Here is a 23,908-nt window from a genome sequence, read left to right as displayed (position 1 = left end):
GTCGGGGAGTCCTGCTCGCGTTGCAGAGTCATCGACGGCGAACTCTGTCCGAACCGCAACCACTGTGGTTAGGCTGGCCTTATGAGCAAGAAGCCTGCTGCCTCTGCCGCTTCGACCGACCTGCCTCTGCCTCACGCCGACCGCCCCATCGCCTCAGCCCCCGGCCACTGGGTCCTGGCCCGCGCCGGCAAGCGCGTCCTGCGTCCTGGCGGCGCGGCCCTGTCCGCCGCCATGCTCAGCCGCGCCGGCCTCGCCGGCGCTGACGTCGTCGAGCTCGCCCCGGGCCTGGGGCGTACCGCCGCCGAGATCATCAAGGATCACCCTGCCTCCTACACGGCCATCGACCGCGACCCCGACGCCGCCCGGCGCGTGGCCGCCGTCGTCGGGGACCTCGGTGCCGTCCGCCAGGGCGAGGCCGCCGACACAGGCCTGGACGAGGCCAGCGCCGACGTCGTCGTCGGCGAGGCCATGCTCACCATGCAGGGGGACAAGGGCAAGGCCGCCATCGTCGCCGAGGCCGCCCGCGTCCTGCGCCCCGGCGGGCGCTACGCCATCCACGAGCTCGGCGTCACCCCCGACGACATCGACGAGGACTACTACACCCAGCTGCGCCGCGACCTGGCCCGCTCCATCCACGTCAACGCCCGCCCCATGACGGCGGCCGCCTGGAAGGAGCTCATGGAGGGCGCCGGACTCGTCGTTGACTGGGTCGACACCGCCCCCATGGCCCTGCTCAAGGTCGGACGCAACATCCGCGACGAGGGCCTGGGCGGCTTCCTGCGGATCGCCCGCAACGTCGCCGCCGACAAGGCGCTGCGCCAGCGCGTCCAGGAGATGGCAGCCATCTTCAAGCGCTACGAGAAGGACATGGTCGGCATCTCCCTCGTCGCCCACAAGCCCGCAGCCTGAGCCCCGCTTCTCGCCGGTCGTCGACGTCGCGGTCGTACCTTAGCTCGCGCGTTCGACGGGTCAAGGGTGCGAACGCGCGACCTAAGGTACGAACTCGCGGACGCGTCCCTATTTGTGCAACGGGCCCTAGTCGTCGCGGGTCGCCCCGCGCAGACCGGCGCGCAGCACCTCCCGGCTGAGCAGCGCGATCGCCTCGATCGGGATACCCGCCGGGCAGGCCGGCAGGCACTCGCCGAACTCAGAGCACGGCCCGAAGAGCGCATCGAGCTCCCGCGTCATCGCCCGAGCTCGGCGCCCCCGCTCGATGCTCCCCTGCGGCATGAGCGACAGGTGCGCCAGCTTCGCCCCCGCGAAGAGCGCCGCCGCCCCGTTCGGGCAGGCCGCCACACAGGCCCCGCAGCCGATGCAGGCGGCGAAGTCCAGTGCCCGCTCCGCCTGCAGGTGCCCCTGGGCGATGTCGTCGGCATCCGGTGCGGTCCCCGCAGCCACGTCCACGGTCCCACCCGCCCGGATGAGCTCATCGAGTGCCGTGCGGTCCACCACCAGGTCCCGGATGACCGGGAAGGCCGCCGACCTCCACGGCTCCAACCGGAAGCGTCTCACTCCCGGGAAGGCCCGCAGGTGCTGACGGCAGGCCGGGGTCGTGTCCAGCGGCCCGTGCGGCACCCCGTTGACGAGGAAGCCGCAGGCCCCGCACACCCCCTCCCGGCAGTCCGACTCGAAGACCACCGGCTCGCCACCGGCCTCAATGATCTGGTCGTTGAGGCGGTCGAGCAGCTCCAGCAGACTCATCTGCGGCTCGGCGTCCTCCACCACGTGGCTCTCGAAGAAGCCCCGCGCCCGCGGCCCGTCCTGGCGCCAGATCTCCAGCTCGATCCTCATCGGTAGTCCCTCACCTGCATGGGCACCAGCGAGAAGCTCAGCGGCTCCGTGCGGCGCGTGTGCCCGCCATCGTCCCCGGTCTGCCAGGCCGATACCGAGCACCAGGTCTCGTCATTGCGCTGGGCCTCACCGCCCTGGGTCGCGTACTCCTCACGGAAGTGGGCGCCGGCGGACTCGCGCCGGTCCAGGGCGTCGAGGACCATGACCTCCGCCAGCTCCAGGAAGTCGGCGACCCGCAGCGCCTTCTCCAGCTCCTGGTTGAGGCGCGCCTGGCCACCGACCACGGTGACGTCGGCCCAGAACTCCTCACGCAGGGCGCGCACCTCCTCCAGGGCACGCAGCAGCCCCGCCTCGGAGCGGCTGACCCCGCAGCCGGTGTAGAGGATCTCGCCCAGACGGCGGTGGAACCACACCGGACGGTGGGTCCCGCCCACCGCCATGAGCGCCTCAATGCGCTCGCGGGTGTCGGCCACGGCCTGGAGCGCCTCCGGCGCGTCGGGGCTCAGGGGCTTACTGCCCACCAGCCCGGCCAGGTAGTTCGGCACGGCCAGTGGCAGCACGAACCAGCCGTCCACGCTGGCGCTCAGCAGCGAGTTCGCCCCCAGGCGGTTGGCGCCGTGGTAGTTGTTCGAGGCCTCCCCGCCCACGAACAGTCCCGGGATGGTGGACATCTGGTCGAAGTCCACCCACAGCCCTCCCATCGTGAAGTGGGCTCCCGGGGCGATGCGCATGGGCACCTCGTAGGGGTCCTCCCCGGTGGCATCGAGGTACATCTCGAACAGGTTGCCGTAGCGCGAGGCGATGGTCTCCTTGCCCAGCCGCTCCAGTGCGTCGCGGAAGTCGAGGTAGACCGAGTTGCGCAGCGGCCCGACGCCGCGGCCGGACTCGATCTGCTCGCGGGCGTTGCGCGAGGCGACGTCGCGCGGGGTGAGGTTGCCGAAGGCCGGGTACTTGCGCTCCAGGTAGTAGTCGCGCTCGTCCTCGGGGATCTCGTTCGGGGCCCGCTCGTCCCCGGGTCGCACGGGCACCCAGATGCGCCCGTCGTTGCGCAGCGACTCGCTCATGAGCGTCGTCTTGGACTGCCAGTGGGAGCTCACCGGCAGCGCCGTGGGGTGGAACTGCACCATGCAGGCCGAGGCGAAGGCCGCCCCGCGCCGGTGGGCGCGCCAGGTGGCAGTGGCGTTGGAGGCCATGGCCAGGGTCGAGTAGTGGTAGACGCTGCCGTAGCCGCCGGTGGCCAGCACGACGGCGTGCGCGGTGTGGGCCTGTACCTCGCCGGAGAGCAGGTCCCGGGTGACGATGCCCTGCGCGCGGGAGTCGGCCACGATGAGATCGAGCATCTCGGTGCGGGTGTGCATGCGGACGCTTCCGGCGGCGACCTGCTCCTGGAGGGCCTGAGCGCAGGCGATCTCCAGCTGCTGGCCGGTCTGTCCGCGCGTGTAGTAGGTGCGCGAGACCTGCACCCCGCCGAAGGAGCGGGTGGCGAGCTGGCCGCCGTACTCGCGGGCGAAGGGCGCTCCGATCGCCTCCATGTGGTCGATGACCCGGCCGGACTCCAGCCCCAGGCGCACGACGTCGGCCTCCCGCCCCCGGTAGTCCCCGCCCTTGACGGTGTCCTTGACGAAGCGCGTCAGGGAGTCGCCGTCGACCTTGCGGGCCCGGGCGGCGTTGATCCCGCCCTGCGCGGCCACCGAGTGGGCGCGGCGCGGGGCGTCGTGCAGGCTGAAGCACTCCACCCGGTAACCCAGGCGTCCCAGGGTCGCGGCCGCTCCGGCGCCGGCCAGTCCGGTGCCCACCACGATGACGGTCAGCTTGCGGCGGTTGGCGGGATTGACCAGGCGGTACTCGTCGCGCCGGCGCGCCCAGGCCTGCTCGGGCGGACAGTCCGGCAGGCGCGCATCCAGGTTCTCGCCGACGTCGTACAGGCCGCCGACGGCACCCGGCACACTCGCGCTCATCCGATCACCCCCGTGCAGATGAGCACCGGCAGCAGGCCGTTGACGACGGCGACGGCCAGGGCCACGCCCAGGGCGAGGGCGCGACAGGCCTTGCGCAGCCTGGGGCCGGTGCCGCCCAGGTCGATGACCACGTTCCACAGGCCCTGCGCCAGATGGAGGGAGAGTGCCAGCATGACCAGGCTGTAGAAGAGCGCCATGCCGGGGCGCGACAGGCTCGCCACGAGGTTGTGGTAGGCGCTGACCTGCAGCTCGCCGTTCGACGTCGTCGGCGCCTGAAAGCCCTCAGGGGCGATGAGGCGGCCGATGGTCAGGTCGAGGACGTGGATGAGGACGAAGACCCCGATGAGGACGCCGGTCGCCAGCATGGAACGGGCGCCGATGGTGCGGGCGGGCAGGGCCCGGCGCCGGAAGGCCCCGCGAGCGCTCCTCGCCCGGCGCCACAGCGCGATTCCCGCAGCCATGTGCGCCACGACGCAGGCCCCCAGGGCCAGGCGCATCGCCCACAGGAGCCCCTCCTGCGGCAGGAGCGGGTAGGCGACCTGCCGCAGCCAGGCGGCGTAGCCGTTGAAGGCGTGCGGGCCCGCGAGAACCTTGAGGTTGCCGACCATGTGGACCACGACGAACAGGGCCATGATCGTGCCGGTGATCGCCATCGTCGCCTTGAGGACGCGCTGTGAGGCCCACACGGGGGTGCGGCGCCTGCGCCGGGGAGGAAGCGCGTCGCCAACAGGCTGAGCAGACTCGGGGACATGGGCGGCCGTGGATATCGCAGCCATCTGCCCTCCCCTCCATTGCGTAGAACAACCCATCACTATGATAACGAACACTGTGGTGCTGGTGTGGGGAATGCACCTTGTCCTTAGGGGGCGTCCAACGCGACCGGCCGCCTTCCGCGGTTGAGGCGGAAGACGGCCGGTACGAGAAGCGCGGCGGCGGGGGAGTAGGAGGAGAGCCCTACTGGCCGGCGTGCTGGGGCGAGCCCAGCTCAATGCTCTTGCCACCGCGGGCCAGCGCCTCGACGGCGCCGGACTGGGAGTTGCGGCGGAACAGGACGTTGGAGGCGCCGGCCAGCTCGCGGGCCGGGACCACGCGCGGCTCCTTGAACAGGCCGTGGTTGCCGGGCACCACGCCGCCCTGCGGCATGAGGGAGACCTTCGTGCCGGCCGTCAGGTACAGGCCGGCCTCGACGACGCAGTCGTCACCCAGCGGGATCCCGAGCCCCGAGTTCGCCCCCAGCAGGCAGCGCTTGCCCAGGGCCACGCGCTGGCGCCCACCGCCCGAGAGCATGCCCATCGTGGAGGCGCCGCCGCCGACGTCGGAGCCGTCGCCGATGACGACCCCCTGGGAGATGCGGCCCTCGACCATGGAGCGCCCCAGCGTCCCGGCGTTGTAGTTGACGAAGCCGGAGTGCATGACCGTGGTGCCCTCGGACAGGTAGGCGCCCAGGCGCACGTTCGCGCCGTTGCCGATGCGCACCCCCGAGGGCAGCACGTAGTCGGTCATGCGGGGGAACTTGTCCACCGAGTGCACCTGGACGGGGCGCCCCACGGCGGCGCGCAGGCGCATGCGGGTGTTCTCGAAGTCCTCGGCACGGCAGGGGCCGGCGGAGGTCCACACCACGTTGGGCAGGCGGGAGAAGATCCCGTCCAGATTGACGGTGTTGGGCTTGACCAGGCGGTGGGACAGTGTGTGCAGGCGCAGGTAGGCGCCGGCCACGGTCTGGGGGGCGTCGTCGAGGTCGGCCCAGGTGCGCACCACGGTGGTATGGACGCCACGGGCCTCATCGCGGCGCTCCATGGCGCTCAGGGAGGCCAAGAGGTCGGCGTGCCCGTCCTCGGGCTCGTCGCCGAGAACCGGTCGGGGGTACCACACGTCGAGGGTGTTGCCGTCGTCGGTCACGGTAGCCAGGCCGAGACCCCAGGCGCTGCGAGTCGTCATGGGAACACCCTACGGTCCCTGGTGGCTGACCGTTGCCGGTGGGCGTGCGAGAATCACCGCATGGCGCGCACGACGATCCACCTCATGCGGCACGGCGAGGTGCACAACCCAGGCGGCATCCTCTACGGCCGTCTGCCCGGGTACCACCTGTCCACCCTGGGCCACCAGATGGCCCAGCAGGTCGCCGACGTCCTGTCCGCCTCCGGGCACGACATCACCCGGGTCATCACCTCACCCCTGGAGCGGGCCCGGGAGACCGGTGCCCCCACCGCCGCGGCCTTCGGCCTGGCGCCGACAACGGATCCTCGCCTCATCGAGGCCGGCAACTCCTTCGAGGGCGTGGCCGTCAACCGCAACCGCTGGATCCTGGCCCACCCCACCTACTGGTCCAGCTACGTCAACCCGCTGCGCCCCTCCTGGGGCGAGCCCTACCGGGAGATCGTCGAGCGCATGCGCGGCGCCGTCGTCTCCGCGCTCGACCTCGCTGAGGGCCACGAGGCGCTCCTCGTCTCCCACCAGCTGCCTGTCTGGTCGCTGCGCCTCTTCCTGGAGGGCCGCCCCCTGGCCCACGACCCGCGCCGCCGCCAGTGCGCCCTGGCCTCCCTGACCTCCCTGACCTTCGAGGACCGCACCCTGGTGGGGCTGGCCTACTGGGAGCCGGCCGGCGATCTGCTGCGACAGGCCCGCGACATGGTGCCCGGCACCTCCTCCGCCCAGACCGCGGGCAGTGTCAGCCCCGGCAGCCCAGGCAGTTCTGCCAGCCCTGTCAGTCCCGCCGGGCACGTCGAGGCGGCCCGGTGACCCAGCAGCCGCCCTCGCGCCCGCTCGGCGGCGAGGTCGTGCGCACCGGCCCGCCCGGCGAGGTCGGCCGCCCCGGCCGCGCCCGCCCCGCCCCGCGCCGCCCCTGGACCGGACAGGACTTCGTGTGGTGGCACACCGCCGCCGTCCTGACCGCCACCCGCCAGGGCCGCCGCCCCAACCCGGTCTCACCGACCATCGACCCCGTGCGCCCTGCCCTGGGATCCGGGGAGGTCATGCTGGCCACCTGCGACGCCGAACTGCTCATGTGGCGGCGCGGGGACGCCACCTACAACCCCTCCCGGGGCTTCTTCCTGGCGGGCGGCCCCGTCGGCCTGGCCCTGACGGCCGCCTTCTTCGGCGGACAGGCCTACCTCAACCACCGGCGACGACGCGCCGCCGAGGCCGACGCCGTCGAGAAGTGGCGCCACCTGGCCGGCGCCCGCCTGACCGTGTCCACCCACGGCATCTACCTGGGCACGGGGGAGGGCGTCATGCCCATCTCCTACGCCGACATCCAGGAGGTCCAGCTCACCGCCACCGGTGAGATCGTCATCGCCGCCGCCAACGCCTCCGGCTCGGTGCGCCTCAAGGTCAGGGCCCAGTGGGCCGAGCTCGTCCTCATCCTGTGGTCGGTGCGCTACATGCCCGAGCACCCCCAGCTCGTCGGGCGCACCTGGATCCCCGGTGACTGGCTCATCCACGCCGCCGCCCACGGCTACGACGTCGACACCACCCCCTGGCCCCAGGCCCGCCACGCCCTGCCCTGAGAACAGGGCGCCGAGGCCGGGCCGGCGCGCACCCGTCAGTGCTGGTCAGTGTGAGTCGGTCCCGGAGCGGTCGGTCCCGCCCGTCTCGCCGGCCTCAGGATCCTCGTCAGCTCCGTCATTGCTGGCGTCGGGAGCGCCGGTGGGCTCTTGCGGGTGGTGCTTGCGACGACGGATGTCCTGCTCCAGGTCCCTGAGGAACTCCGGGTCGTCGTCGGGCGCCATGGGCCGGGGACGCTGCGGGCGACGGAAGGTCGTGCCCTCCTTGGAGGACCACACGGTGGGCTCGACGTAGCCGCCGCGCTCCTCAGCGGCCTTGACCCGCGAGAAGATGATCCAGGCGATCGGGCCGATGGTCGGGAACAGCACGACCAGGGTGATCCACAGGTACTTCGGCATCCGCGCCGGCATGCTCTCATCCGGCGTGCGTGCGCAGTCCAACAGGGCGTACAGCGTCAGAGCGAACACCAGGACGATGAGGACGATACGCATGGTCCAACCCTAACCGAGCCGGAGAGCTCCGCAGACCCCTCACCTGCCCGGCCGCCCCCGCCCAGCCGCCTGCCCGTCCCCATCGGGCCCTGGCCGTGGCACGATCATGGGGTGCCCGCCCCACCCGCCCTCCGCCTCCTGACCGGCGGAACCGCCCCCGACGACGTCGCCGTCCTGCGCACCGCCCTCGCCGAGCGCCTGGCCCTGCGCGGCCTGCTTACCACCTGCGATGGACTCCCGGCCCCCGCCGCCGAGGACGGTGAGAACCGGACGGGCTTACCACTCCCGTTGCTCGTCCCCATTGCCCCCGGGGAGGACCCCGCCCAGGTCCGGTCCGACCTGGCCCGCCGTATCACCCGCGTCCCGGCACGCACCGACCTCATCCTGCGCACGTCGGGCTCCACCACCGGTACCGGCCGACTCATCGCCATGAGCGCCGCCGCCCTCATGGCCTCCGCCCGGGCCACCCACGCGCGCCTCGGCGGCCCGGGAACCTGGCTCCTGCCCCTGCCGGCCCACCACGTCGCCGGCCTGCAGATCCTCATCCGCTCCCTGGACGCAGGAACCGAGCCCGTCGTGGTCGACACGAGCTCAGGATTCAGCCCGACGGCGCTCGCGGAGGCCCTGAGCTCGGCGCGTCGGTCCACCGGGGCGGCCGCCTCCCGGCTCTACGTCTCCCTGGTCCCCACCCAGCTGGTGCGGGTCCTACAGGCCCCGCAGGCCCGCCGGGCCCTGGCAAGAGCCGACGCCGTCCTCCTGGGCGGCGCCGCCGCAGACCCCGCGCTCCTGGACCGGGCTCGCGGGGCGGGCGTCACCGTGGTCACCACCTACGGCATGAGCGAGACCGGCGGGGGCTGCGTCTACAACGGCCGCCCCCTGGAGGGGGTCGAGATCGCCATCCAGGCCCCCGACGCCGAGGGCGCCGGCCGCATCCTCATCTACGGTCCCGTCCTGGCCGAGGACTACCTCGACACCCCCAGCCACAGCCCCGCAGGCAGGCCCAACGCCGGCGAGGGCTTCCACCGCAGCGGCACCAGTCGCGTCCTGGCCACCTCCGACCGCGGCCGGCTGCACCCCGACGGGCGCCTGGAGGTCCTGGGCCGCCTGGACGACGTCATCATCACCGGGGGCGTCAAGGTCGAGCCCCGCCACGTGGAGGAGGCCCTCACCGTTATCGACGGCGTGGCCGAGGCCTGCGTCATCGGCCTGCCCGACGAGCAGTGGGGAAGCACCGTCGTCGCCGCCGTCGTGCTTGAACCGGGCCGGCAGCCGGTGGGCCCGAAGCGGGGGGACGGTGCCGCCCTGCGCGAGGCCGCCCGCGCCCGGCTGGACGGCGCCCACGCCCCCAAACGGGTCCTCATCCTGGAGGCCCTGCCGTTGCGCCCCAGCGGGAAGGTCGACCGGCGCGAGGTCGCCCGGCTCCTCGCCGCGACCACGACAGATGTGACCCCGGAGCCTTCTACACCAGAGCCCTGATCTCCGCCTCAGTCGGGCAGGTGGCCGGGCCGAAGTGCGTCACGGTCAAGGCTCCGGCCACATTCGCCCAGCGCAGCGCCGTCGTCAGGTCGACGCCCCGGGCCAGGGCCGCGGCCAGGACACCGGAGTGCGCGTCACCGGCCCCGTTGGTGTCCACCGGTGTCACCGGGATGCTTGGAGTATGGCGCGCCGCGCCGCCGTCGGAGAACCAGGAGCCCTGCTCCCCGACCCGCACCAGCACGGTGCCGAGCCGACCCGATAGTGCCTCGCAGACGCCCGCGTGGTCACCGGCCTCCACCCGCAGCCCCAGGCGGTCGGCGAGCAGCCCGGCCTCACGCTCATTGAGAGACCAGACGGGCCCCAGCGCACCGAGGTGCTCCAGCGAGCTCATGGGGACCGAACCAACCATGGGGGAGACGTCGAACAGTGCCGTGCACCCCGCTCGGGCCTTGGTCAGTCTCCCGGCCAACCGCTCCAGCGCCGTCCTGGAGGCCTCATCGGCCAGGGAGTAGCCGGAGAGGTAGACGACGTCGTCGCCACTCACCTCCAGATGGTCGAAGGCATCCACCGGGCCACGAGTCTCGGCCCCGCAGGTGGAGATGAAGGTGCGCTCGGCCCTCGCATCGGTCATGGCCACGCAGTAGCCCTGGTCGCCGGCTGCGACCGGGCCGACATGATCCACCCCGATCTCCTCCAGGGCCCGCCGGGCCGCCTCGGCGAAGGGCCCCTCGCCCAGCGGCCCGGCGTACAGGGTCTCGACCCCCATCCGGCGGGCGGCGGCCAGCACGTTGAAGCCACCACCGACCGCCATGGAGGACTCGTCGGCGAACACGTCCCCGCCGGGCTCGGGAATCGCCTCAATGCGCAAGGTCAGGTCAATGACGACCTGGCCGGTGTGAATGACCCGCCCCATCATGGCCGCCTCTGCTCCAAAGCGTCTGGCTGACAGCGCCCGCCGCCGCGCAGCGCCAGCAGCGCCTCACAGACCGGCTCGAGCCGCAGGCCGGAGCGCTCCACCACCCGATCGACCAGCTCGACGGGGAGAAGATGGGGCGCGCTCGCCCCCAGGACCGCACCGGCCATCGCAGCAATGGTGTCAGTATCTCCCCCGAGCTCAGCGGCGAAGCACAGCCCGTCCAGGGGCCGCTGCGCGAACTCCCGCACGATCACCAGCGCGCAGGGGACCGACTCGGCCGACTCCACCGAGGTTCCGACGTAGGTGCGCAGATGCTCGGCCAGGGCCTCCCCGTGCAGATCGCGACTCGTCTCCAGGGCCAGGCGGGTGCGGGCGGCAACGGAGGCCTTCTCCGTCCAGTGGCCCGCCTCGGGGTGGGCGGCCACGAAGTCCAGCGCCGCCCCCAACGCCCCCGCCGCGTCGACGCCGTCGATGGCCGCGCTGACCGCTGCGGCGAGGAGACCTGCGGCCTCGAAGCCCTGCCGGGTGTCGTGGGTGACCAGGCACGAGGCCTGAACAGCCCGGGCCAGCGCGTCGCCGTCGGCACTCACGGAGAAGGCGATGCCAACTGGAGCCACCCGCATCGCGGCGCCGTTGGTGGTGCCCTGTCTGCCGGTGCAGTGCGGGTCCGCCCCGGCGCGCACCCGCTCCAGAGCGAGCTTGGTGGAGGGCCCCAGCAGATCCAGGGACCCACGGGCGCGCATATCATCCTCCCAGCGCAGGAGGGCATCGGCGAGCTGGTGGGGGTCGATGCGGCCACCACCGTCAATGAGGAGACCGGCCAGGATGAGAGCCTGCTCGGTGTCATCCGTGACGCTGCCGGCAGGTACTGAGGGGGCGATGGGCTGCTCGGCGACGGCGTCTCGCAGCCCGGTGATCTCGCCGTAGCACCGGCGGATCTGTGCCGGGCTCATCGACTGGGTGGGCATCCCCAGAGCGTCGCCCAGGGCCAGCCCGGTCAGCGCTCCCAGGGCGCGTTCGCGTGCCAGGGGCTCAGCCGCCGCGGGCCCAGGCATGGGTGAAGGAGTGCGAGGGCGGGAATCGGGGTGTCTCACGGAAGTCCTTCTGGCGATCGCGGTGCCGGCTGCCTTACCGGCCGAGGTGTGGCTCAGGCGCCGCACCGGTGAGGGCCACGGCGCTGGTAGGGTCACTGCCGCCTACCCTAGAGGACTGCGAGAGGATCGGAGGAAGCCGTGAGCGGCGAGAACGGCGAGCACGCGCAGAACAGCGTCCCCCGCGCCACCAGCTGGGGGGAGGTGGTGCGACTGCGCACCCTGCCGGCCGCCGTCGCCCCCGTCATCCTGGGCGCCGGGGCAGCCGCCGCGATGGGGGAGCTCTCAGTGCTGCGGAGCCTGCTGGCTGCGGGCGTGGCCCTGGCGCTGCAGATCGGCTGCAACCTGGCCAATGACTACTCCGACGGCGTGCGCGGCACCGACGACGATCGCACCGGGCCGCCGCGCCTGACCGCCTCCGGGCAGGTCGCCCCCCGCACCGTCAAGCTCGCCGCCTTCGGCTGCTTCGGGATCGGAGCCCTCCTGGGCCTGGCACTCGTGGTCCTCAGCGGCCAGTGGTGGCTGCTCGCCGTCGGGGCCGCGGCGATCGCGGCCGCCTGGTTCTACACCGGAGGCTCCCACCCCTACGGCTACGCCGGCCTGGGGGAGGTCTTCGTCTTCGTCTTCTTCGGCCTGGTGGCCACGGTGGGCACCACCTACGTCCAGGCCGATACGGTACCGGGGTGGCTGTGGCCCTCGGCCTGCGGGATCGGCCTGCTTGCCTGCTCCCTGCTCATGGTCAACAACCTGCGCGACATCGACACTGATCCCGCCCACGGCAAGATGACCCTGGCGGTCCGCCTGGGGGAGGAGGGCGCCCGGCGCGCCTTCTCCCTCATGCTTCACGTGCCTCTGCTGCTGGGGCCGGTCGCCCTGGTATGGGCGCGCGAGACCGGTTCGGCCAGCCCCGTCGACGGCGGTGGGCACATCAGTCCGCTGCTGACCCTGGTCATCGCGCTGGCGGCGCCGCTCCTGCTCCTGCCACTGGTGCGCCGGGCCACCGCGCCGGTCCGCTCCGGCGCCCGGGGGCGCGCTCTTATTGCCTCCCTGCGTGACGCCGGCCTGCTGGAGCTGGCCTACGGCGTCGTCTTCGCCGCCGCCACCGTCATCATCACCCTGTGAGCCCGGGTTCTGGAGAGCGCTAATCTCATGCGGGGAGATCTCAGGGTGTCAACGAAGTACATCGACTGGGCGCTGGTTCCGTCCCGCTGGATCGAGCGGCGATTCCTCATCTTCACCGCACTGCGCAACCCGGGGTACATCCTGCTGCATCTCGTTGCGGGCCCGCCTCTGGCGGCTGTCGTGGGAATCACCGTCGGAGTGCTTCTGGAGCTGATGGGGGTGCCCGACGGGAACGAGATCTGGGCCTTTGTGGTGGGGGCCCTGCTCGTGGCCTCTCTCATGGGGATCCGGCTGCTGAGCTTCACCGTGTTCAACGCCTCGGGCGTGCACATCTTCCGGTTCATCGGATGCTGGTGGTGGCGCAAGGACATCCCCTGGGTGGCCTTTCGGGAGACGGCGCGTGTGGACCTTCAGGAGGCGCCCTATGACATCCACGGCTTCACACCTCCCGATACTCACAATCTGGCGTTGCATCTGACGACCATGGAGCAGTGGGCCAGGTTCGTTGGGGCCGGGGCGGTGCAGGGGGATCGCCCCGATCCGCTGGCGGGTCTCCCGCCGAGGGATCGCATGGCGCTGGTCAAGGCATTCGACAAGCAGGGCACGTTCTGGCGGTTGGACAGAACTTCGACGATTATCCCCGGATTCGTGCGCCTGTCTCGACCTGACGACCGGCGTCAGGAGGCTCAGGAGCGTATCGCCCGCGACTGGCGTTCCCTCATCGAGTGGGCGGAGCAGAAGCAGTACCTGCCCAGGCGGCTCTACCCCTTCGAGTCCTACCCGGGCTTCCTTCCCTGGTAGCCCGGACCTCACGCCTCCGGGTGCCCGCGGTCGGAGTCGGCCTTCGCCCCGCGACCGGTACTGCATCAGTGTGGGCAGAGGGGGAGAGGTCTGGAGGGTCGCTGGTGTCCACGGTGCTGACATCAATCCCTCACCGGCGATGCGCACCGAGGAGAAATCGCGGAATTTCAACGATTCTTGGCGAGGGCTTTCGTGATGGGCTCGTTGATGTCAGCACTGTGGACACTGAGCCGTAGGGCTGAACGACTCTGCGGGGTCTAGGTGGCGGGGTGGGCTCTCTCACCTGCGCTGGCCGGTCCTTCCCCTGCCTGTCCCCTTTCGGCTCCTGCTCAAGAACACGGAGGCCATAGTTCGACGTCGGCTCCGGCCCACTCCCGTCCCGAGTCGCCCTACTGCACGAGGATGGGGGTGCACTGGACGAGGTTTGTGCGTACTGCACGAGACCCCGGCCCCCGTGGAGTACACCCGAGGCTCCCCCAGTAGCCCCCGACCCTCGTGGAGTACTGGCGGACGCCGACCGCCGCACCGATGAGAGACGCACCAAGCCCTGAGGGCTCAGCGGGCCGGTTCGGCGTCGAGCGGAACCCACGGGTCGGGCTGGTGGGTGATGCGGTTGCGCACATCCCGGCGCACGAGCTCGATCGACCACAACCAGATGACGTGCCCCAGCGCCTCGGAGAAGTGCTCCGCCCAGGTCTGCCCACCGGCGACCCACGGGAAGGGCGAGGGCACCGTGCCCGTCAGCGGCATGAGCACCAGGTGCGCCCCCACCCACACGAGCAGACCGAAGGCGGCCCCCTGCCACAGCGTGATCGACTTGTAGTACTCCGCCATGACGCAGTAGAAGACGGCGAAGACGATCGCGAAGCTGAAGTGGATGATGAAGGAGTAGATCGGCAGCCCCTCATTGCCGTTGAAGGTGACGGCGGTGTGGGACTGCTCCGGGGTCATCCCCAGCTGCTCCAGGAGCTGCTGGGGCGGGTTGGTGGCATTGCGCTCCGGCGTGCGGGGCGGGAAGGGGACCTCCCAGCCGAACTTGACGATGGCGGAGAAGAAGCCTCCGATGATGCCGACGATGATCGCGGTGCCGACTCGGCGCCGCGCAGGGTCGGTCCTCTTCAGCAGAGTGGACAGCATGGGTGTCTCCAGGTTGAGGGAGCAAACACGGAGACCGGGCCGGTGGACGGCTTGCAGATCGAACGGTGTCTTAGTCGTCCGTTGTCCACCGGCCCGGCCTCCCGGAAGCCTGGCACGGGAGGCGGCCGGGCCGCAACGTCGTCAGGATCCCCTCGCTCGCCTCCGTTGCGCCGTGGTGCGGCCGACGTCGAACCGTGGAGAAAAGCCGGCGAGGGCCTCGCCGCAGCCATTGCTGCTACGAGGCCCTCGCCAGACGGATAACGCAGGTCTACCGGCTCAGTTGCCGCCGCCCTGCTGTCCACCCTGCTGGGCACCGGCGCTGCTGTCCGCACCACCCTGCTGGCCGGGCTGCTGTCCACCCTGCTGCTGACCGGGCTGCTGGCCTCCCTGCTGGTTGTCGCCCTGAAGGGAACCGCCCTGCTGCTGGCCACCCTGCTGGTTGTCGCCGCCCTGCTGCTGGCCGCCCTGCTGGTTGTCACCGCCGGGCTGCTGACCACCCTGCTGGGTGCCTGCGCTGCTGTCCGCACCGCCCTGCTGACCGGGTTGCTGTCCACCCTGCTGGTTGTCACCGCCGGGCTGCTGACCCTGGGGAGCAGTGGGCTGGGCGCTTCCACCGGTGGCGCCACCGGTCATCTTGCTGTCAGCGCTGGGCGTGGCAACACCGCCGTCGCTGGTCTTGCCCGCGGTCTGCTTCGTGGCGGGAGTGGTCGAGTCACTCGAGCTGGAACCCGAGCAGGCCGCCAGACCGAGGCCGGCGGTCACGATGAGGAGCGAGGTGGCGAGGGTCTTGGCACGTGTAGCGGTGAATCGCATGAGTTCTCCTATGCGGTTGCTGGTGCAGTGTCAGAGCGGGATGGCCCGCTCTTGCGGGTCCGGAACGCCGTCGTCCATGGAGCTCGAGGAAGAACCCGACGACGCCCGTCACGAGTGATGATCGTCATAGACGGCTATGTGGTTGTTCGACAATCCCCGTTGCCGATGGCTCCGAACCTCTTTCGAGACTAGCAACAAGAAACTGACCGAAAGGGTGAAGTATCGTGACAACCGTCTCGAGTCTGGTGGCCATCGGGCTGCTGGGAGGGCTCATCACGGGTATCTCCCCGTGCGTTCTTCCCGTGCTCCCCGTCATCCTCCTCTCCGCAGGAGCACAGGGCGCACGCGGCGATGACAAGGGGGCCGACGGCGGCTTCGCCTCCCGCTTCCACCCCTACCTCGTGGTAACCGGCCTTGTGGTCAGTTTCACGGTCTTCACGCTCCTCGGATCGACCGTGCTGAGCCTGCTCCACCTGCCGCAGGACCTCATCCGCTGGATCGGTATCGTCATGCTCGCCCTGATCGGCCTGGGCATGATGGTCCCGAAGGTCATGGAGATCCTCGAGCGCCCCTTCGCGCGCTTCCAGCGCTTCGGCGGCTCGAAGAACCCCTCCAACGGCTTCCTTCTGGGCCTGGTCCTGGGGGCTGCGTACGTGCCCTGCGCGGGCCCGGTCCTGGCGGCCGTCGCTGTCGCGGGAGCCACCGGGAGGATTGGCGCCGACACCGTCGCCCTGGCCGTGTCCTTCGCCGTTGGCACAGCGATCCCTTTGCTGGCCTTCGCCCTGGCCGGACGCGGTATCACGGAGAGGATTCAGGCCTTCCGCACCCGCCAGCGCGCCATCCGCGTCACCGCCGGCGTCGTCATGCTCGGGCTGGCCGTGGCCCTGGTCCTGGACGCCCCGGCCGCGCTCCAGCGCCGCCTGCCCGACTACACCGCCTCCCTTCAGGCCCGCACCGACGACCTCCTCCACGGCGACTCCGCATCCGGTCCCTGCCGTCCCGGAGCCGCCACTCTCGGTGACTGCGGCCCCCTCCCTGCCATCGACGGCGCAGTGGCCTGGATCAACACGCCCGGCGACCAGCCCCTGACCCAGCAGAGCCGCGCCGGCAAGGTCACCCTGGTCGACTTCTTCGCCTACTCGTGCATCAACTGCCAGCGCTCGGTCCCCGGCATCGAGAAGCTCTACGAGACCTATGCCGCCTCCGGCCTGCAGGTGATCGGCGTCCACTCCCCGGAGTACGCCTTCGAGAAGGAGGTGGACAACGTGCGTGGCGGCGTCAAGCGCCTCGGCATCACCTACCCCGTGGCCGTCGACTCCAACCTGACCACCTGGACCAACTTCGACAATCACTACTGGCCCGCCCACTACCTGGCCGATGCTCAGGGCAACGTCCGCCAGACCCATGTCGGAGAGGGCGGGGAGGCGGCCACGGAGAAGCTCGTCCGCGAGCTGCTCATGCAGGCCAACCCGAAGGTGACCCTCCCCGCCCCCGTCTTCTCCGAGGCGAAGGACGACGCCGGCACGAACAGCCCCCGCACCCCCGAGACCTACCTGGGCTCCGACCGGGCCTCCGGCTTCGCCCAGGGAACCCTCCAGAAGGGACAGCACACCTTCTCCTTCCCCTCCCGGCTCCAGGCCGACACCTTCGCCCTGGACGGCACGTGGACAGTGGAGCCGCAGTCCATCACCCCGACCGAGGGCAAGGGCCGCCTGCGCCTGTCCTACCGCGGTAAGCAGGTCAACCTCGTCGTCTCCGGCGAGGGGGACCTGACCTGGACGGTCAACGGGAAGACCCGCACCACCCACGTCTCCGGCGTGCCCAACGGGATGGAGCTGGTCCACAGTGAGGAGGTGGGATCGGGCGAGCTCGAGCTGGAGGCCTCGCCCGGACTGCAGCTCTACTCCTTCACCTTCGGGTGACCCGGCGGTGAGAGCGGACATGACGCAGGAGACGGTGCGATGAGCCTGGCGACGCTGGAGGCGCGGACCGGGACGCGCACCGTCTCCGCCCGCGGTCTGGCCTACCATTCCCCTGTGACACGCAGCAGTTGCGCCGGCTCAGAGGGAGAGTGGATCGCGCAGGTGGCCGACGGTGACGCCGACGCCTTCGCCCGCCTCTACGACGCCTGGTCCTCTCGGTTGTTCGCGCTGATCGTCCAGATCGTCGTCGATCGCGCCCAGAGCGAGGAGGTCCTCCAGGAGGTCTTCCTCGAGGTGTGGCGCACGGCCGGCTCCTACTCCCCGGCGCGGGGCAGCGTCCGGGCCTGGCTGGTGACCATGGCCAGGCGCCGGGCCATCGACCGGGTCCGCTCCTCCCAGTCCTCCCGGGAGCGGGAGAGCCGCTGGCGTGACTACATGCCCGACGTCGACCAGACGGTTCAGCAGGTCGAGGACAGACTCGTGGGCGAGCAGGTGCACCGGGCGCTCGAGGCGGTGGGGGAGCCCTACCGCTCCACTATTGAGCTGGCCTACTTCACGGGCCTGACCCACCGCGAGATCGCCCGCCGCACGGGCACGCCGCTGGGAACGGTCAAAACCCGCATCAGGGACGGAATGGCACGGTTACGACGAGAGCTGGGGGTGCAGTCATGAGCGACCGCGACGACACTCACGAGGACACCATCAACGGCGACGCCGATGCGCAGGGCACCGAGGGGCTCGACGGCACACAGAGTGGAGACGACGTCGAGTACTTCGACGACGAGCTCGACTCGGAGACGGCCGCCCTACTGGGGGCCTCGCTACGGCCCGTGGACCCGCCGGCAGCGATCCGCGCCTCCCTTCTGGAGACCATTGCGCGCGAGCCCCAGACGGAACGCGCAGACCAGGCCGACCACACCGCGGAGGAGGACGCCGGCGACCGCGACGCTGTCGGCGGCAGCAACGGTGGCAGTGGCAGTGACCGCGACGGTGATGGCGACAGTGATGGCGACTCGGTGGGCTCTGAGGTCCTCAGTCTCGATGCGCACCGCCGTCGCCGCTCGGCCTGGCGCACCGGCCTGCTGCGGGCGGCCGCGGCCGTGGTCCTGGTCGGTGTCGGCATCGGTGTGGGGCGCTGGAGCGTGCGGGGCGCGGTCGATGAGGCCATGGACTCCATGGCGAGCTCCATGGCCTCGACCCAGCACTACGCCCACCTCAACCAGGCCCAGGACGTCCAGCGGGTCACCGACACGATGCCCGACGGGCACGTCGCGACCCTCACCTGGTCCCGGGACATGAGCATGACCGCGCTGACCCTCCCGGCCGCCATGAAGGAGTCCGCCAGTGGGCGCAGCCTCCAGGTCTGGCTCAAGGAGGGGGAGACGACCACCTCACTGGGCGTCTACGACCCCCGGGACGGGGCCGGCTTCTCCTTCCTCGACGTCATGCCCAAGCCCGGCCAGCAGATCGTCATCACCATGGAGCCGGCCGGAGGATCGGCCCAGCCGACGACGCCGCCCCTGGTCACCCTGCGAGTGAGTGAGGACTCCGGCCGGTCCGGCGCCGCCACCGGCTCGCCGAGCCCTGCGTCCTCGGCCGCTCCCACCGGAGACTCCGCCTAGCGGTGGACCGGGGTGGGGCGCGGTGCGCCGGGGCGACACGAGCGCCTGAATCGTGATGTATGTAACAGCAAAGTCGCTCTCGAGACACTGACCCCAATGCTGATGGACGTCAGTACCTCTCGGGTGATTTCCCGTCATTCCGCGGTTTCCTGAGGTCGGGCGGATGTGGCCGGCGACGAGGTCGGTCATCGCCGCGATGAGCGGACAACAATGCGCACTTCTATTTCCGAATCCAGCGGGAATCAGTGGAGAATCTCAAAGGTGCGATCCCCATTGAGATCGTTTTCTTCATTTCGATACTCGCCACAGTTCTCACCACAATTCTGAATACCCTCGATATATCGCGCCTGTTCCCTCATATGTGGTCGTGGCGGCTCCGGGTCAGAAGTAGTACGGGAAGGGCGACCAGTCAGGAGTGCGGCGCTGGAGGAATGCGTCGCGCCCCTCCACGGCCTCGTCGGTCATATAGGCCAGACGAGTGGCCTCGCCGGCGAAGACCTGCTGGCCGGCCAGGCCGTCGTCGGCCAGGTTGAAGGCGAGCTTGAGCATGCGGATGGCCTGCGGGGACTTGCCCGCCACGGTGGCCGCGTACTCCAGGGCCCGTTCCTCGAGCTCGGCGTGGGGGACCGCCTCATTGACGACGCCCCAGCGCTCGGCGGTGACGGCGTCGTAGGTGCGGGCCAGGAAGAAGATTTCGCGGGCCCGCTTGTCCCCGACCTGCCGGGCCAGGAGCGCGGAGCCGTAGCCGGCGTCGAAGCTGCCGACATCGGCGTCGGTCTGCTTGAAGCGCGCGTGCTCGATCGAGGCCAGCGACAAGTCGCACACGACGTTGAGGCTGTGACCGCCGCCGGCGGCCCAGCCCGGGACAGCGGCGATGACGGCCTTGGGCATGGTGCGGATGAGGCGCTGAACCTCCAGGATGTGGAGTCGGCCGGCCCGTGCGGTGTCGAGGCGGGCCTGGGCGGCTGCGACGTCGGCCTCGTGGCTGTAGGCGCGGTCCTCGGGCTCGCCGGCGGCCGTTGGGGACTGTGGTGAAGTCTCCCGCTCGTAGCGGTAGCCGTCCCGGCCGCGGATGCGCTGGTCGCCGCCGGAGGAGAAGGCCCAGCCGCCGTCGCGCGGCGAGGGGCCGTTGCCGGTGAGGATGACGGCGCCGACGTCGCCGCTCATGCGCGCGTGGTCCAGGACCCGGTAGAGCTCATCGACGGTGCGGGGCCGGAAGGCGTTACGGACCTCGGGCCGGTTGAAGGCCACCCGGACCACTGGCAGGTCCCGGAGCCAGGTGCCGTCCTCGTCTCGGACGCAGCCCCTGTGATAGGTGATGTCCGTCAGGGCCTGCGCCTGCTGCTGGGAGGGCTCCGTGCCGGCCTCGGCGTGGGGAAAACCGGACACCTCCCGCCAGCAGTCGGGGGAGAAGATCTCTGAGACTCGGCGCGGCAGCGGGTGGGCGGTGGTGGCGTTCATGGCCTCAGCGTAGGGCCGGCGAGGCTCGTCCCGCCCCAGGGTGCCGAAAGCAGTCGCCGTCGCCCCTAGTTCCCCAGGGCCGCGGAGATGAGCTCGGTGCGCGAGGTGTGGCCGAGGCGGTGGAGGACCTCGGAGACGTAGATGCGCACGGTGTTCTCAGAGATGCCGAGCTTGCGGGCGATACGCCGGTTGGTCAGCCCCTCCAGGAGACAGGTGTAGATATCGCGCAGACGGGGCGGCAGCTCGTTGACCAGCTCCTGGATGCGGGCCTCCGCAGTGGCGCGCTTCTGCTCGGACTGGTAGGCGCTGACGAGCATCTTCGTGGGGCGTGAGGACATGACGGGCTCGCCGCGGCTGGCACGCAGCAGCGCCGCCGCGACGTTCTCGGTGCTCTCGTCCTTGGTGATGAAGCCGTTGACGCCCTCAGCCAGAGCCTCGGCCAGCATCTCGTCACGACTGAAGACGGTGAACATGACAATGGGCATCCGGGGGAAGCGCTCATAGATCGCTCTCGCGGTCTGGGCACCATCCATATCCGGCATATCGCTGTCCAGCAGGACGACGTCAATGGGCTGCTGCCCGGTCATGAGCAGGCTGATGGCCTGGCGTCCGCCGGAGGCGGCGGCGACGACGGTAATGGCCCGCTGCGAGTCGAGCTGTTCGGCGAAGGTGGTGCGAATGAGCGGGTCGTCATCGACGATGAGGACTCGCAGGGAACGCAGGGTGTGGCTAGGCATAAGCGGCTCCGTCCGGTGGCGACATGAGGGATCTCGCAGTAGTGGTTGGTGTGGCGATATCGTTCCAGGGAAGACTGGCGAGAACGGTCCAGGAGGCTCCGATCCGGTTTGAGCTCAAAGAGCCTCCGGCATTCTCGAACCGGTCCTGGAGGGCCCATAAACCGTACCCCCCGTGCATCTCCTCAGGCACCTTCTGATCGTGCCAGGGCGAGCTGAAGCTGATGAAGAGAGTGTCCTGCTCCTGCTCCACGACGAGGGAGACGAGATCGCGGGGGAAGTTGTACTTGAGGGCGTTGAGGGTGTTCTCGCGGATGAAGGCGACCAGGAGCCGGCCGAGCTCGGAGCGGTGCAGCGCCGGAATCCTCTCGATACCGTCGAGGTCGGCGTCCAGAACGATCTCGCGCTGCGCCAGCGTGGAGGCGCTGGAGCCGATGATCTCCTGAAGGGTGGGCTCCTCCTTGGGTGGCCCCTGGGAGACGGCGAGGTTGTGGATGAGCAGGCGCAGGTGGGCGAGGGCCTGCTGAGTTCGGTCCTGCAGGTCGAGGACACGGTCGCGGTCATCGCCGTGGGGGAGCCTGATGGAGCGTGAGATGATGAGCATGCGGGTGAGGTCGGCGGCCAGGTCGTCATGGAGACTGTCGGCGATGTCGCGGCGTAGCTGCTGAATGAGCTCGGCGGCGATCTCCTTGGAACGCTCCGCCTCCCGCTGCATCTCCTCCAGGCGGTCTTTGGTGTTGCGGATCAGGACTCCGAAGGAGGCGGACAGGATTCCCCAGAACATTGTCCAAAATGTCACGGGAAGGAGTGGTATTCCTGCAATGAGTTGCGCCAGAAGGAATGCGGAGAGCTGAATAAGAGCGAGCTTAAATTTTCTGGCCACCGTGAGGTCGGCGACTATGACGTATGTAAGAATCCATGCCCACACCAGGCGCGATCCTGCAACGTAAAAGATGATGAGGAGTGCTATGGAGAAAATGGCTACTCCGACTCGCCGGTCTTTTGTGTAGACGTACGGAAGGAATGAGAGTGTCTGAAATATTTCCCCGATAATTATTGCACTTATGTCATCTTTGAGGGTGATGTAGGTGAAGGCATCCAAAAGGATGAGGGGGATGATGAATGAAATGAGCGTGGCTCGCCTCAGGTGCGGTAAAAACCTCTGGTGTCGCATCCAGAGTCGTGAGAGTAAACTGCCGTTCTGCATGGTCCTTGAGGTGGGCGCTGAGGCTGTGGTTGGGGGTTATCTCGAGTGCTTGGTGGCGGAAAGATGTCGCCATCCCTAAGAGGTGGGCTTAGGGATGGCGACGGAGATGCTTCTCAGGAGTACCAGCGGTTCTTTGACCTGTCGCACAAGATGGAGGGTGGGAAGACGCAGAAGTCGTAGAAGGGCTTCCCGAAGGTGCTTGCTGAGTCATCGTGCCGTGCGGGGGCGGTGGTCGGCGCGGCGCTGGCCGGCGCGGCGAAGCCCGCCATGAGGAGGGCGACAAGAGAGATGCGGACAACAGATTTCATGGAGGGAACTCCTGTCTCAGGGGGTGTTATGAACAATTTATCTTACCATTCCTGTGGTTTGCGCCAACTGCGTTCTTCGCCGTCCCGGTTGATTCTTCGCTCAACAAAACCTGTCGGTGGTGGGCAACGACGATGGTGCGGACCATTCCCGGCGACCGGGCGGAGACTCCCCTGGCCTCCGACTACTCTGTGCCCATGACACAGACCGGTGTGACCGCCAGCCGTCCCTTCGTTCCCGTGGCCGAGGGCGGGGGGCGAATCGACTCCGAGACCGGCGCCCTGCGCGAGGTGATCGTCCACCGTCCCGGCGGGGAGATCGCCCGCCTGACCCCCATCAACGCCGACTCCCTGCTCTTCGACGACGCCCTCAACATCCCCCGGGCCCAGGCCGAGCACGACGCCTTCACCGCGATCCTGCGCTCCGAGGGAGTCATCGTCCACGACTTCCGCGAGCTGTTCACCGAGGTCCTGGCCGTCTCCGAGGCCCGCCGGCTGGTCCTGGACGAGGCCGTCGGTCCCGACGTCGTCGGCGTCTCCGCCTCCGAGCTGCTCATTGACTACTTCCAGTCCCTTCCCGACGCCGACCTCGCCGAGGTGCTCCTGAGCGGCATCACCCGCACCGAGCTGCGCGAGCGCCTCAGCTCCTCCGAGGGGCGCGACCTGTTCTCCTCCACCTACCTGTCCACCCTCGAGGGGCCGTTCGTCGTCACCCCCCTGCCCAACCTGCTCTTCACCCGCGACGCGTCGGCCTGGCTCTACGGCGGGGTCTCGGTCAACTCCATGGCCCTGGAGCCGCGCCGTCGTGAGGCCATCGGCTATGAGGCCGTCTACCGCTACCACCCGGCCTTCGGCCCGCGCCTGGCCGAGCTCGCCGGCTCCGATGACCCGAATGCCCGCCTGTGGCGCGAGGTGGGGCGGGTCTCGGCCGCCTCAACCATCGAGGGCGGCGACTTCCAGATCCTGGGCAACCGGACCCTCGTCATGGGCCTGACCCACCGCTCCACCGCCGCCGGCGTGGAGCGCCTGGCCTCCCAGCTCTTCGCCTCCGGCGTGGCCGACCGGGTCATCGGCGTCCACATGCCCGACGCCGCCTTCTACACCCAGCTCGAGGCCGTCATGCACCTGGACACCCTCATGACAATGGTCAGCCCCGACACCTACCTGCGCTTCCCCGGATTCACCGAGGTCACCACCGTGGAGATCGAGCCCGCAGCTACCGGACGCTCCCTCCAGGTGACGGTCCACGACGGCTCTCAGATGGATGCGGTCCTCGCCCGCGCCGCCGGCATCGACTCCTTCCGCGTCATCAGCCCCGGCGCCTCCGACGAGGCCGAGGCCCTGCGCGAGCTCGCCCGGGACTCCTGCAACGTCGTGGCCCTGGCCCCCGGGCGCGTCATCGGCTACGCCCACAACCAGCGCGCCAACGACGCCCTGCGCAAGGCCGGCATCGAGGTCGTCGAGACCCCCGGCGTCGAGCTCGTGCGCGGCCGCGGCGGCTCGCACTGCATGACCTGCCCCGTCACCCGCGACGCGGTGTGAGCCCGGTCGACCAGG

At 70.0% G+C, this 23,908-nt stretch carries 23 protein-coding genes; 10 read left to right on the top strand and 13 right to left on the bottom strand.

Annotated features, from left to right (window positions below; translation table 11 throughout):
• Positions 1-81 precede the first annotated feature (81 nt).
• Complete coding sequence (locus JJJ14_RS10300; protein WP_201444055.1) at positions 82-909, top strand: class I SAM-dependent methyltransferase; 828 nt, start codon at positions 82-84, stop codon at positions 907-909.
• 126 nt (positions 910-1,035) lie between these two features.
• Here the strand turns inward: JJJ14_RS10300 and JJJ14_RS10295 are convergent, their stop codons facing one another.
• The 4 genes from JJJ14_RS10295 to dapD all read right to left on the bottom strand — a co-directional run bounded on the left by JJJ14_RS10295 (position 1,036) and on the right by dapD (position 5,687).
• Positions 1,036-1,791 (bottom strand): succinate dehydrogenase/fumarate reductase iron-sulfur subunit, encoded by a 756-nt coding sequence (locus JJJ14_RS10295; RefSeq protein WP_201444054.1) that lies wholly within the window; start codon positions 1,789-1,791, stop codon positions 1,036-1,038.
• Positions 1,788-3,749, bottom strand: a complete 1,962-nt coding sequence (locus tag JJJ14_RS10290) for a fumarate reductase/succinate dehydrogenase flavoprotein subunit (RefSeq protein ID WP_201444053.1) — start codon at positions 3,747-3,749, stop codon at positions 1,788-1,790. Before JJJ14_RS10290 ends, JJJ14_RS10295 begins: the two co-directional genes overlap by 4 nt.
• Positions 3,746-4,525, bottom strand: coding sequence for a succinate dehydrogenase cytochrome b subunit (locus tag JJJ14_RS10285; RefSeq protein ID WP_201444052.1), 780 nt, complete (start codon positions 4,523-4,525; stop codon positions 3,746-3,748). Before JJJ14_RS10285 ends, JJJ14_RS10290 begins: the two co-directional genes overlap by 4 nt.
• 178 nt (positions 4,526-4,703) lie before the next feature.
• Positions 4,704-5,687: a 2,3,4,5-tetrahydropyridine-2,6-dicarboxylate N-succinyltransferase gene (gene dapD / locus JJJ14_RS10280; protein WP_201444051.1), complete on the bottom strand. Its 984-nt coding sequence runs from the start codon at positions 5,685-5,687 to the stop codon at positions 4,704-4,706.
• 60 nt (positions 5,688-5,747) lie between these two features.
• Between dapD and JJJ14_RS10275 the strand changes: the two genes are divergently transcribed.
• Positions 5,748-6,488: a histidine phosphatase family protein gene (locus tag JJJ14_RS10275; protein WP_075373838.1), complete on the top strand. Its 741-nt coding sequence runs from the start codon at positions 5,748-5,750 to the stop codon at positions 6,486-6,488.
• Complete coding sequence (locus JJJ14_RS10270; protein WP_236592808.1) at positions 6,485-7,255, top strand: hypothetical protein; 771 nt, start codon at positions 6,485-6,487, stop codon at positions 7,253-7,255. The genes JJJ14_RS10275 and JJJ14_RS10270 overlap by 4 nt, the downstream gene beginning before the upstream one ends.
• A gap of 45 nt (positions 7,256-7,300) precedes the next feature.
• Here the strand turns inward: JJJ14_RS10270 and JJJ14_RS10265 are convergent, their stop codons facing one another.
• Positions 7,301-7,744 carry a PLD nuclease N-terminal domain-containing protein gene (locus tag JJJ14_RS10265; protein ID WP_009407058.1) on the bottom strand — a complete coding sequence of 148 codons (444 nt, stop codon included), beginning with the start codon at positions 7,742-7,744 and terminating at the stop codon, positions 7,301-7,303.
• A gap of 111 nt (positions 7,745-7,855) precedes the next feature.
• Between JJJ14_RS10265 and JJJ14_RS10260 the strand changes: the two genes are divergently transcribed.
• Positions 7,856-9,220: an AMP-binding protein gene (locus JJJ14_RS10260; protein ID WP_201444050.1), complete on the top strand. Its 1,365-nt coding sequence runs from the start codon at positions 7,856-7,858 to the stop codon at positions 9,218-9,220.
• On the opposite strand, the gene JJJ14_RS10255 is transcribed toward JJJ14_RS10260, so the two are convergent.
• Positions 9,204-10,136, bottom strand: coding sequence for a PfkB family carbohydrate kinase (locus tag JJJ14_RS10255; RefSeq protein ID WP_201444049.1), 933 nt, complete (start codon positions 10,134-10,136; stop codon positions 9,204-9,206). The two genes, JJJ14_RS10260 and JJJ14_RS10255, sit on opposite strands and share 17 nt — an antisense overlap.
• Positions 10,133-11,191 (bottom strand): ADP-ribosylglycohydrolase family protein, encoded by a 1,059-nt coding sequence (locus JJJ14_RS10250; protein ID WP_201444048.1) that lies wholly within the window; start codon positions 11,189-11,191, stop codon positions 10,133-10,135. Before JJJ14_RS10250 ends, JJJ14_RS10255 begins: the two co-directional genes overlap by 4 nt.
• A gap of 177 nt (positions 11,192-11,368) precedes the next feature.
• Here JJJ14_RS10250 and JJJ14_RS10245 point away from each other — a divergent pair, with 177 nt between their 5' ends.
• Entirely contained in the window at positions 11,369-12,349 is a 981-nt protein-coding gene (locus JJJ14_RS10245; protein ID WP_101558733.1) for a 1,4-dihydroxy-2-naphthoate polyprenyltransferase, read from the top strand.
• A 45-nt stretch (positions 12,350-12,394) separates the two neighbouring features.
• Complete coding sequence (locus JJJ14_RS10240; protein WP_233431570.1) at positions 12,395-13,150, top strand: hypothetical protein; 756 nt, start codon at positions 12,395-12,397, stop codon at positions 13,148-13,150.
• 555 nt (positions 13,151-13,705) lie between these two features.
• Here the strand turns inward: JJJ14_RS10240 and JJJ14_RS10235 are convergent.
• On the bottom strand, positions 13,706-14,287 hold the full coding sequence (locus JJJ14_RS10235) for a YagU family protein (RefSeq protein WP_201444047.1): 582 nt from the start codon (positions 14,285-14,287) through the stop codon (positions 13,706-13,708).
• Between the two features lie 276 nt (positions 14,288-14,563).
• Positions 14,564-15,100, bottom strand: coding sequence for a hypothetical protein (locus tag JJJ14_RS10230; RefSeq protein ID WP_075373846.1), 537 nt, complete (start codon positions 15,098-15,100; stop codon positions 14,564-14,566).
• A 224-nt stretch (positions 15,101-15,324) separates the two neighbouring features.
• Here JJJ14_RS10230 and JJJ14_RS10225 point away from each other — a divergent pair, with 224 nt between their 5' ends.
• From JJJ14_RS10225 to JJJ14_RS10215, 3 genes are read left to right on the top strand one after another with little or no spacing between them, the layout of a single operon-like run.
• Positions 15,325-17,022 (top strand): cytochrome c biogenesis protein CcdA, encoded by a 1,698-nt coding sequence (locus JJJ14_RS10225; RefSeq protein WP_201444046.1) that lies wholly within the window; start codon positions 15,325-15,327, stop codon positions 17,020-17,022.
• 39 nt (positions 17,023-17,061) lie between these two features.
• Positions 17,062-17,694, top strand: coding sequence for a sigma-70 family RNA polymerase sigma factor (locus tag JJJ14_RS10220; protein ID WP_003787220.1), 633 nt, complete (start codon positions 17,062-17,064; stop codon positions 17,692-17,694).
• Positions 17,691-18,644 (top strand): anti-sigma factor, encoded by a 954-nt coding sequence (locus JJJ14_RS10215; RefSeq protein WP_201444045.1) that lies wholly within the window; start codon positions 17,691-17,693, stop codon positions 18,642-18,644. The genes JJJ14_RS10220 and JJJ14_RS10215 overlap by 4 nt, the downstream gene beginning before the upstream one ends.
• 381 nt (positions 18,645-19,025) lie before the next feature.
• On the opposite strand, the gene JJJ14_RS10210 is transcribed toward JJJ14_RS10215, so the two are convergent.
• The 4 genes from JJJ14_RS10210 to JJJ14_RS10195 form a co-directional block, all read right to left on the bottom strand.
• Positions 19,026-20,105, bottom strand: coding sequence for a 1,4-dihydroxy-2-naphthoyl-CoA synthase (locus JJJ14_RS10210; protein ID WP_101558727.1), 1,080 nt, complete (start codon positions 20,103-20,105; stop codon positions 19,026-19,028).
• A 65-nt stretch (positions 20,106-20,170) separates the two neighbouring features.
• Entirely contained in the window at positions 20,171-20,842 is a 672-nt protein-coding gene (locus JJJ14_RS10205) for a response regulator (RefSeq protein WP_201444044.1), read from the bottom strand.
• Entirely contained in the window at positions 20,835-21,623 is a 789-nt protein-coding gene (locus JJJ14_RS10200) for a sensor histidine kinase (protein WP_236592806.1), read from the bottom strand. The genes JJJ14_RS10205 and JJJ14_RS10200 overlap by 8 nt, the downstream gene beginning before the upstream one ends.
• A 536-nt stretch (positions 21,624-22,159) precedes the next feature.
• A complete protein-coding gene (locus JJJ14_RS10195) occupies positions 22,160-22,354 on the bottom strand; it encodes a hypothetical protein (protein ID WP_201444042.1) in 195 nt (64 codons plus the stop codon).
• Positions 22,355-22,549: 195 nt separating this feature from the next.
• On the opposite strand from JJJ14_RS10195, the gene JJJ14_RS10190 reads away from it, so the two are divergent.
• On the top strand, positions 22,550-23,893 hold the full coding sequence (locus tag JJJ14_RS10190) for an arginine deiminase (protein WP_201444041.1): 1,344 nt from the start codon (positions 22,550-22,552) through the stop codon (positions 23,891-23,893).
• The last annotated feature ends 15 nt before the right edge of the window (positions 23,894-23,908 follow it).

The sequence above is a fragment of the Actinomyces sp. HMT 175 genome (genome assembly GCF_016694895.1).
Classification (GTDB): domain Bacteria; phylum Actinomycetota; class Actinomycetes; order Actinomycetales; family Actinomycetaceae; genus Actinomyces; species Actinomyces oris.
The sequence above is the reverse complement of the archived record's forward strand: the minus strand, read 5'-3'. Positions and strand labels throughout refer to the sequence as shown.

Bases quoted from the DNA above. Each gene is read 5' to 3' on its own strand.
- JJJ14_RS10210 (WP_101558727.1), bottom strand. From the start codon at position 20,105: ATGAACGCCACCACCGCCCACCCGCTGCCGCGCCGAGTCTCAGAGATC.
- JJJ14_RS10230 (WP_075373846.1), bottom strand. From the start codon at position 15,100: ATGCGATTCACCGCTACACGTGCCAAGACCCTCGCCACCTCGCTCCTC.
- JJJ14_RS10250 (WP_201444048.1), bottom strand. From the start codon at position 11,191: ATGCCTGGGCCCGCGGCGGCTGAGCCCCTGGCACGCGAACGCGCCCTG.
- JJJ14_RS10200 (WP_236592806.1), bottom strand. From the start codon at position 21,623: ATGTTCTGGGGAATCCTGTCCGCCTCCTTCGGAGTCCTGATCCGCAAC.
- JJJ14_RS10205 (WP_201444044.1), bottom strand. From the start codon at position 20,842: ATGCCTAGCCACACCCTGCGTTCCCTGCGAGTCCTCATCGTCGATGAC.
- JJJ14_RS10255 (WP_201444049.1), bottom strand. From the start codon at position 10,136: ATGATGGGGCGGGTCATTCACACCGGCCAGGTCGTCATTGACCTGACC.
- JJJ14_RS10195 (WP_201444042.1), bottom strand. From the start codon at position 22,354: ATGAAATCTGTTGTCCGCATCTCTCTTGTCGCCCTCCTCATGGCGGGC.
- JJJ14_RS10285 (WP_201444052.1), bottom strand. From the start codon at position 4,525: ATGGCTGCGATATCCACGGCCGCCCATGTCCCCGAGTCTGCTCAGCCT.
- JJJ14_RS10235 (WP_201444047.1), bottom strand. From the start codon at position 14,287: ATGCTGTCCACTCTGCTGAAGAGGACCGACCCTGCGCGGCGCCGAGTC.
- JJJ14_RS10220 (WP_003787220.1), top strand. From the start codon at position 17,062: ATGAGCCTGGCGACGCTGGAGGCGCGGACCGGGACGCGCACCGTCTCC.
- dapD (WP_201444051.1), bottom strand. From the start codon at position 5,687: ATGACGACTCGCAGCGCCTGGGGTCTCGGCCTGGCTACCGTGACCGAC.
- JJJ14_RS10295 (WP_201444054.1), bottom strand. From the start codon at position 1,791: ATGAGGATCGAGCTGGAGATCTGGCGCCAGGACGGGCCGCGGGCGCGG.
- JJJ14_RS10300 (WP_201444055.1), top strand. From the start codon at position 82: ATGAGCAAGAAGCCTGCTGCCTCTGCCGCTTCGACCGACCTGCCTCTG.
- JJJ14_RS10275 (WP_075373838.1), top strand. From the start codon at position 5,748: ATGGCGCGCACGACGATCCACCTCATGCGGCACGGCGAGGTGCACAAC.
- JJJ14_RS10265 (WP_009407058.1), bottom strand. From the start codon at position 7,744: ATGCGTATCGTCCTCATCGTCCTGGTGTTCGCTCTGACGCTGTACGCC.
- JJJ14_RS10190 (WP_201444041.1), top strand. From the start codon at position 22,550: ATGACACAGACCGGTGTGACCGCCAGCCGTCCCTTCGTTCCCGTGGCC.
- JJJ14_RS10290 (WP_201444053.1), bottom strand. From the start codon at position 3,749: ATGAGCGCGAGTGTGCCGGGTGCCGTCGGCGGCCTGTACGACGTCGGC.
- JJJ14_RS10215 (WP_201444045.1), top strand. From the start codon at position 17,691: ATGAGCGACCGCGACGACACTCACGAGGACACCATCAACGGCGACGCC.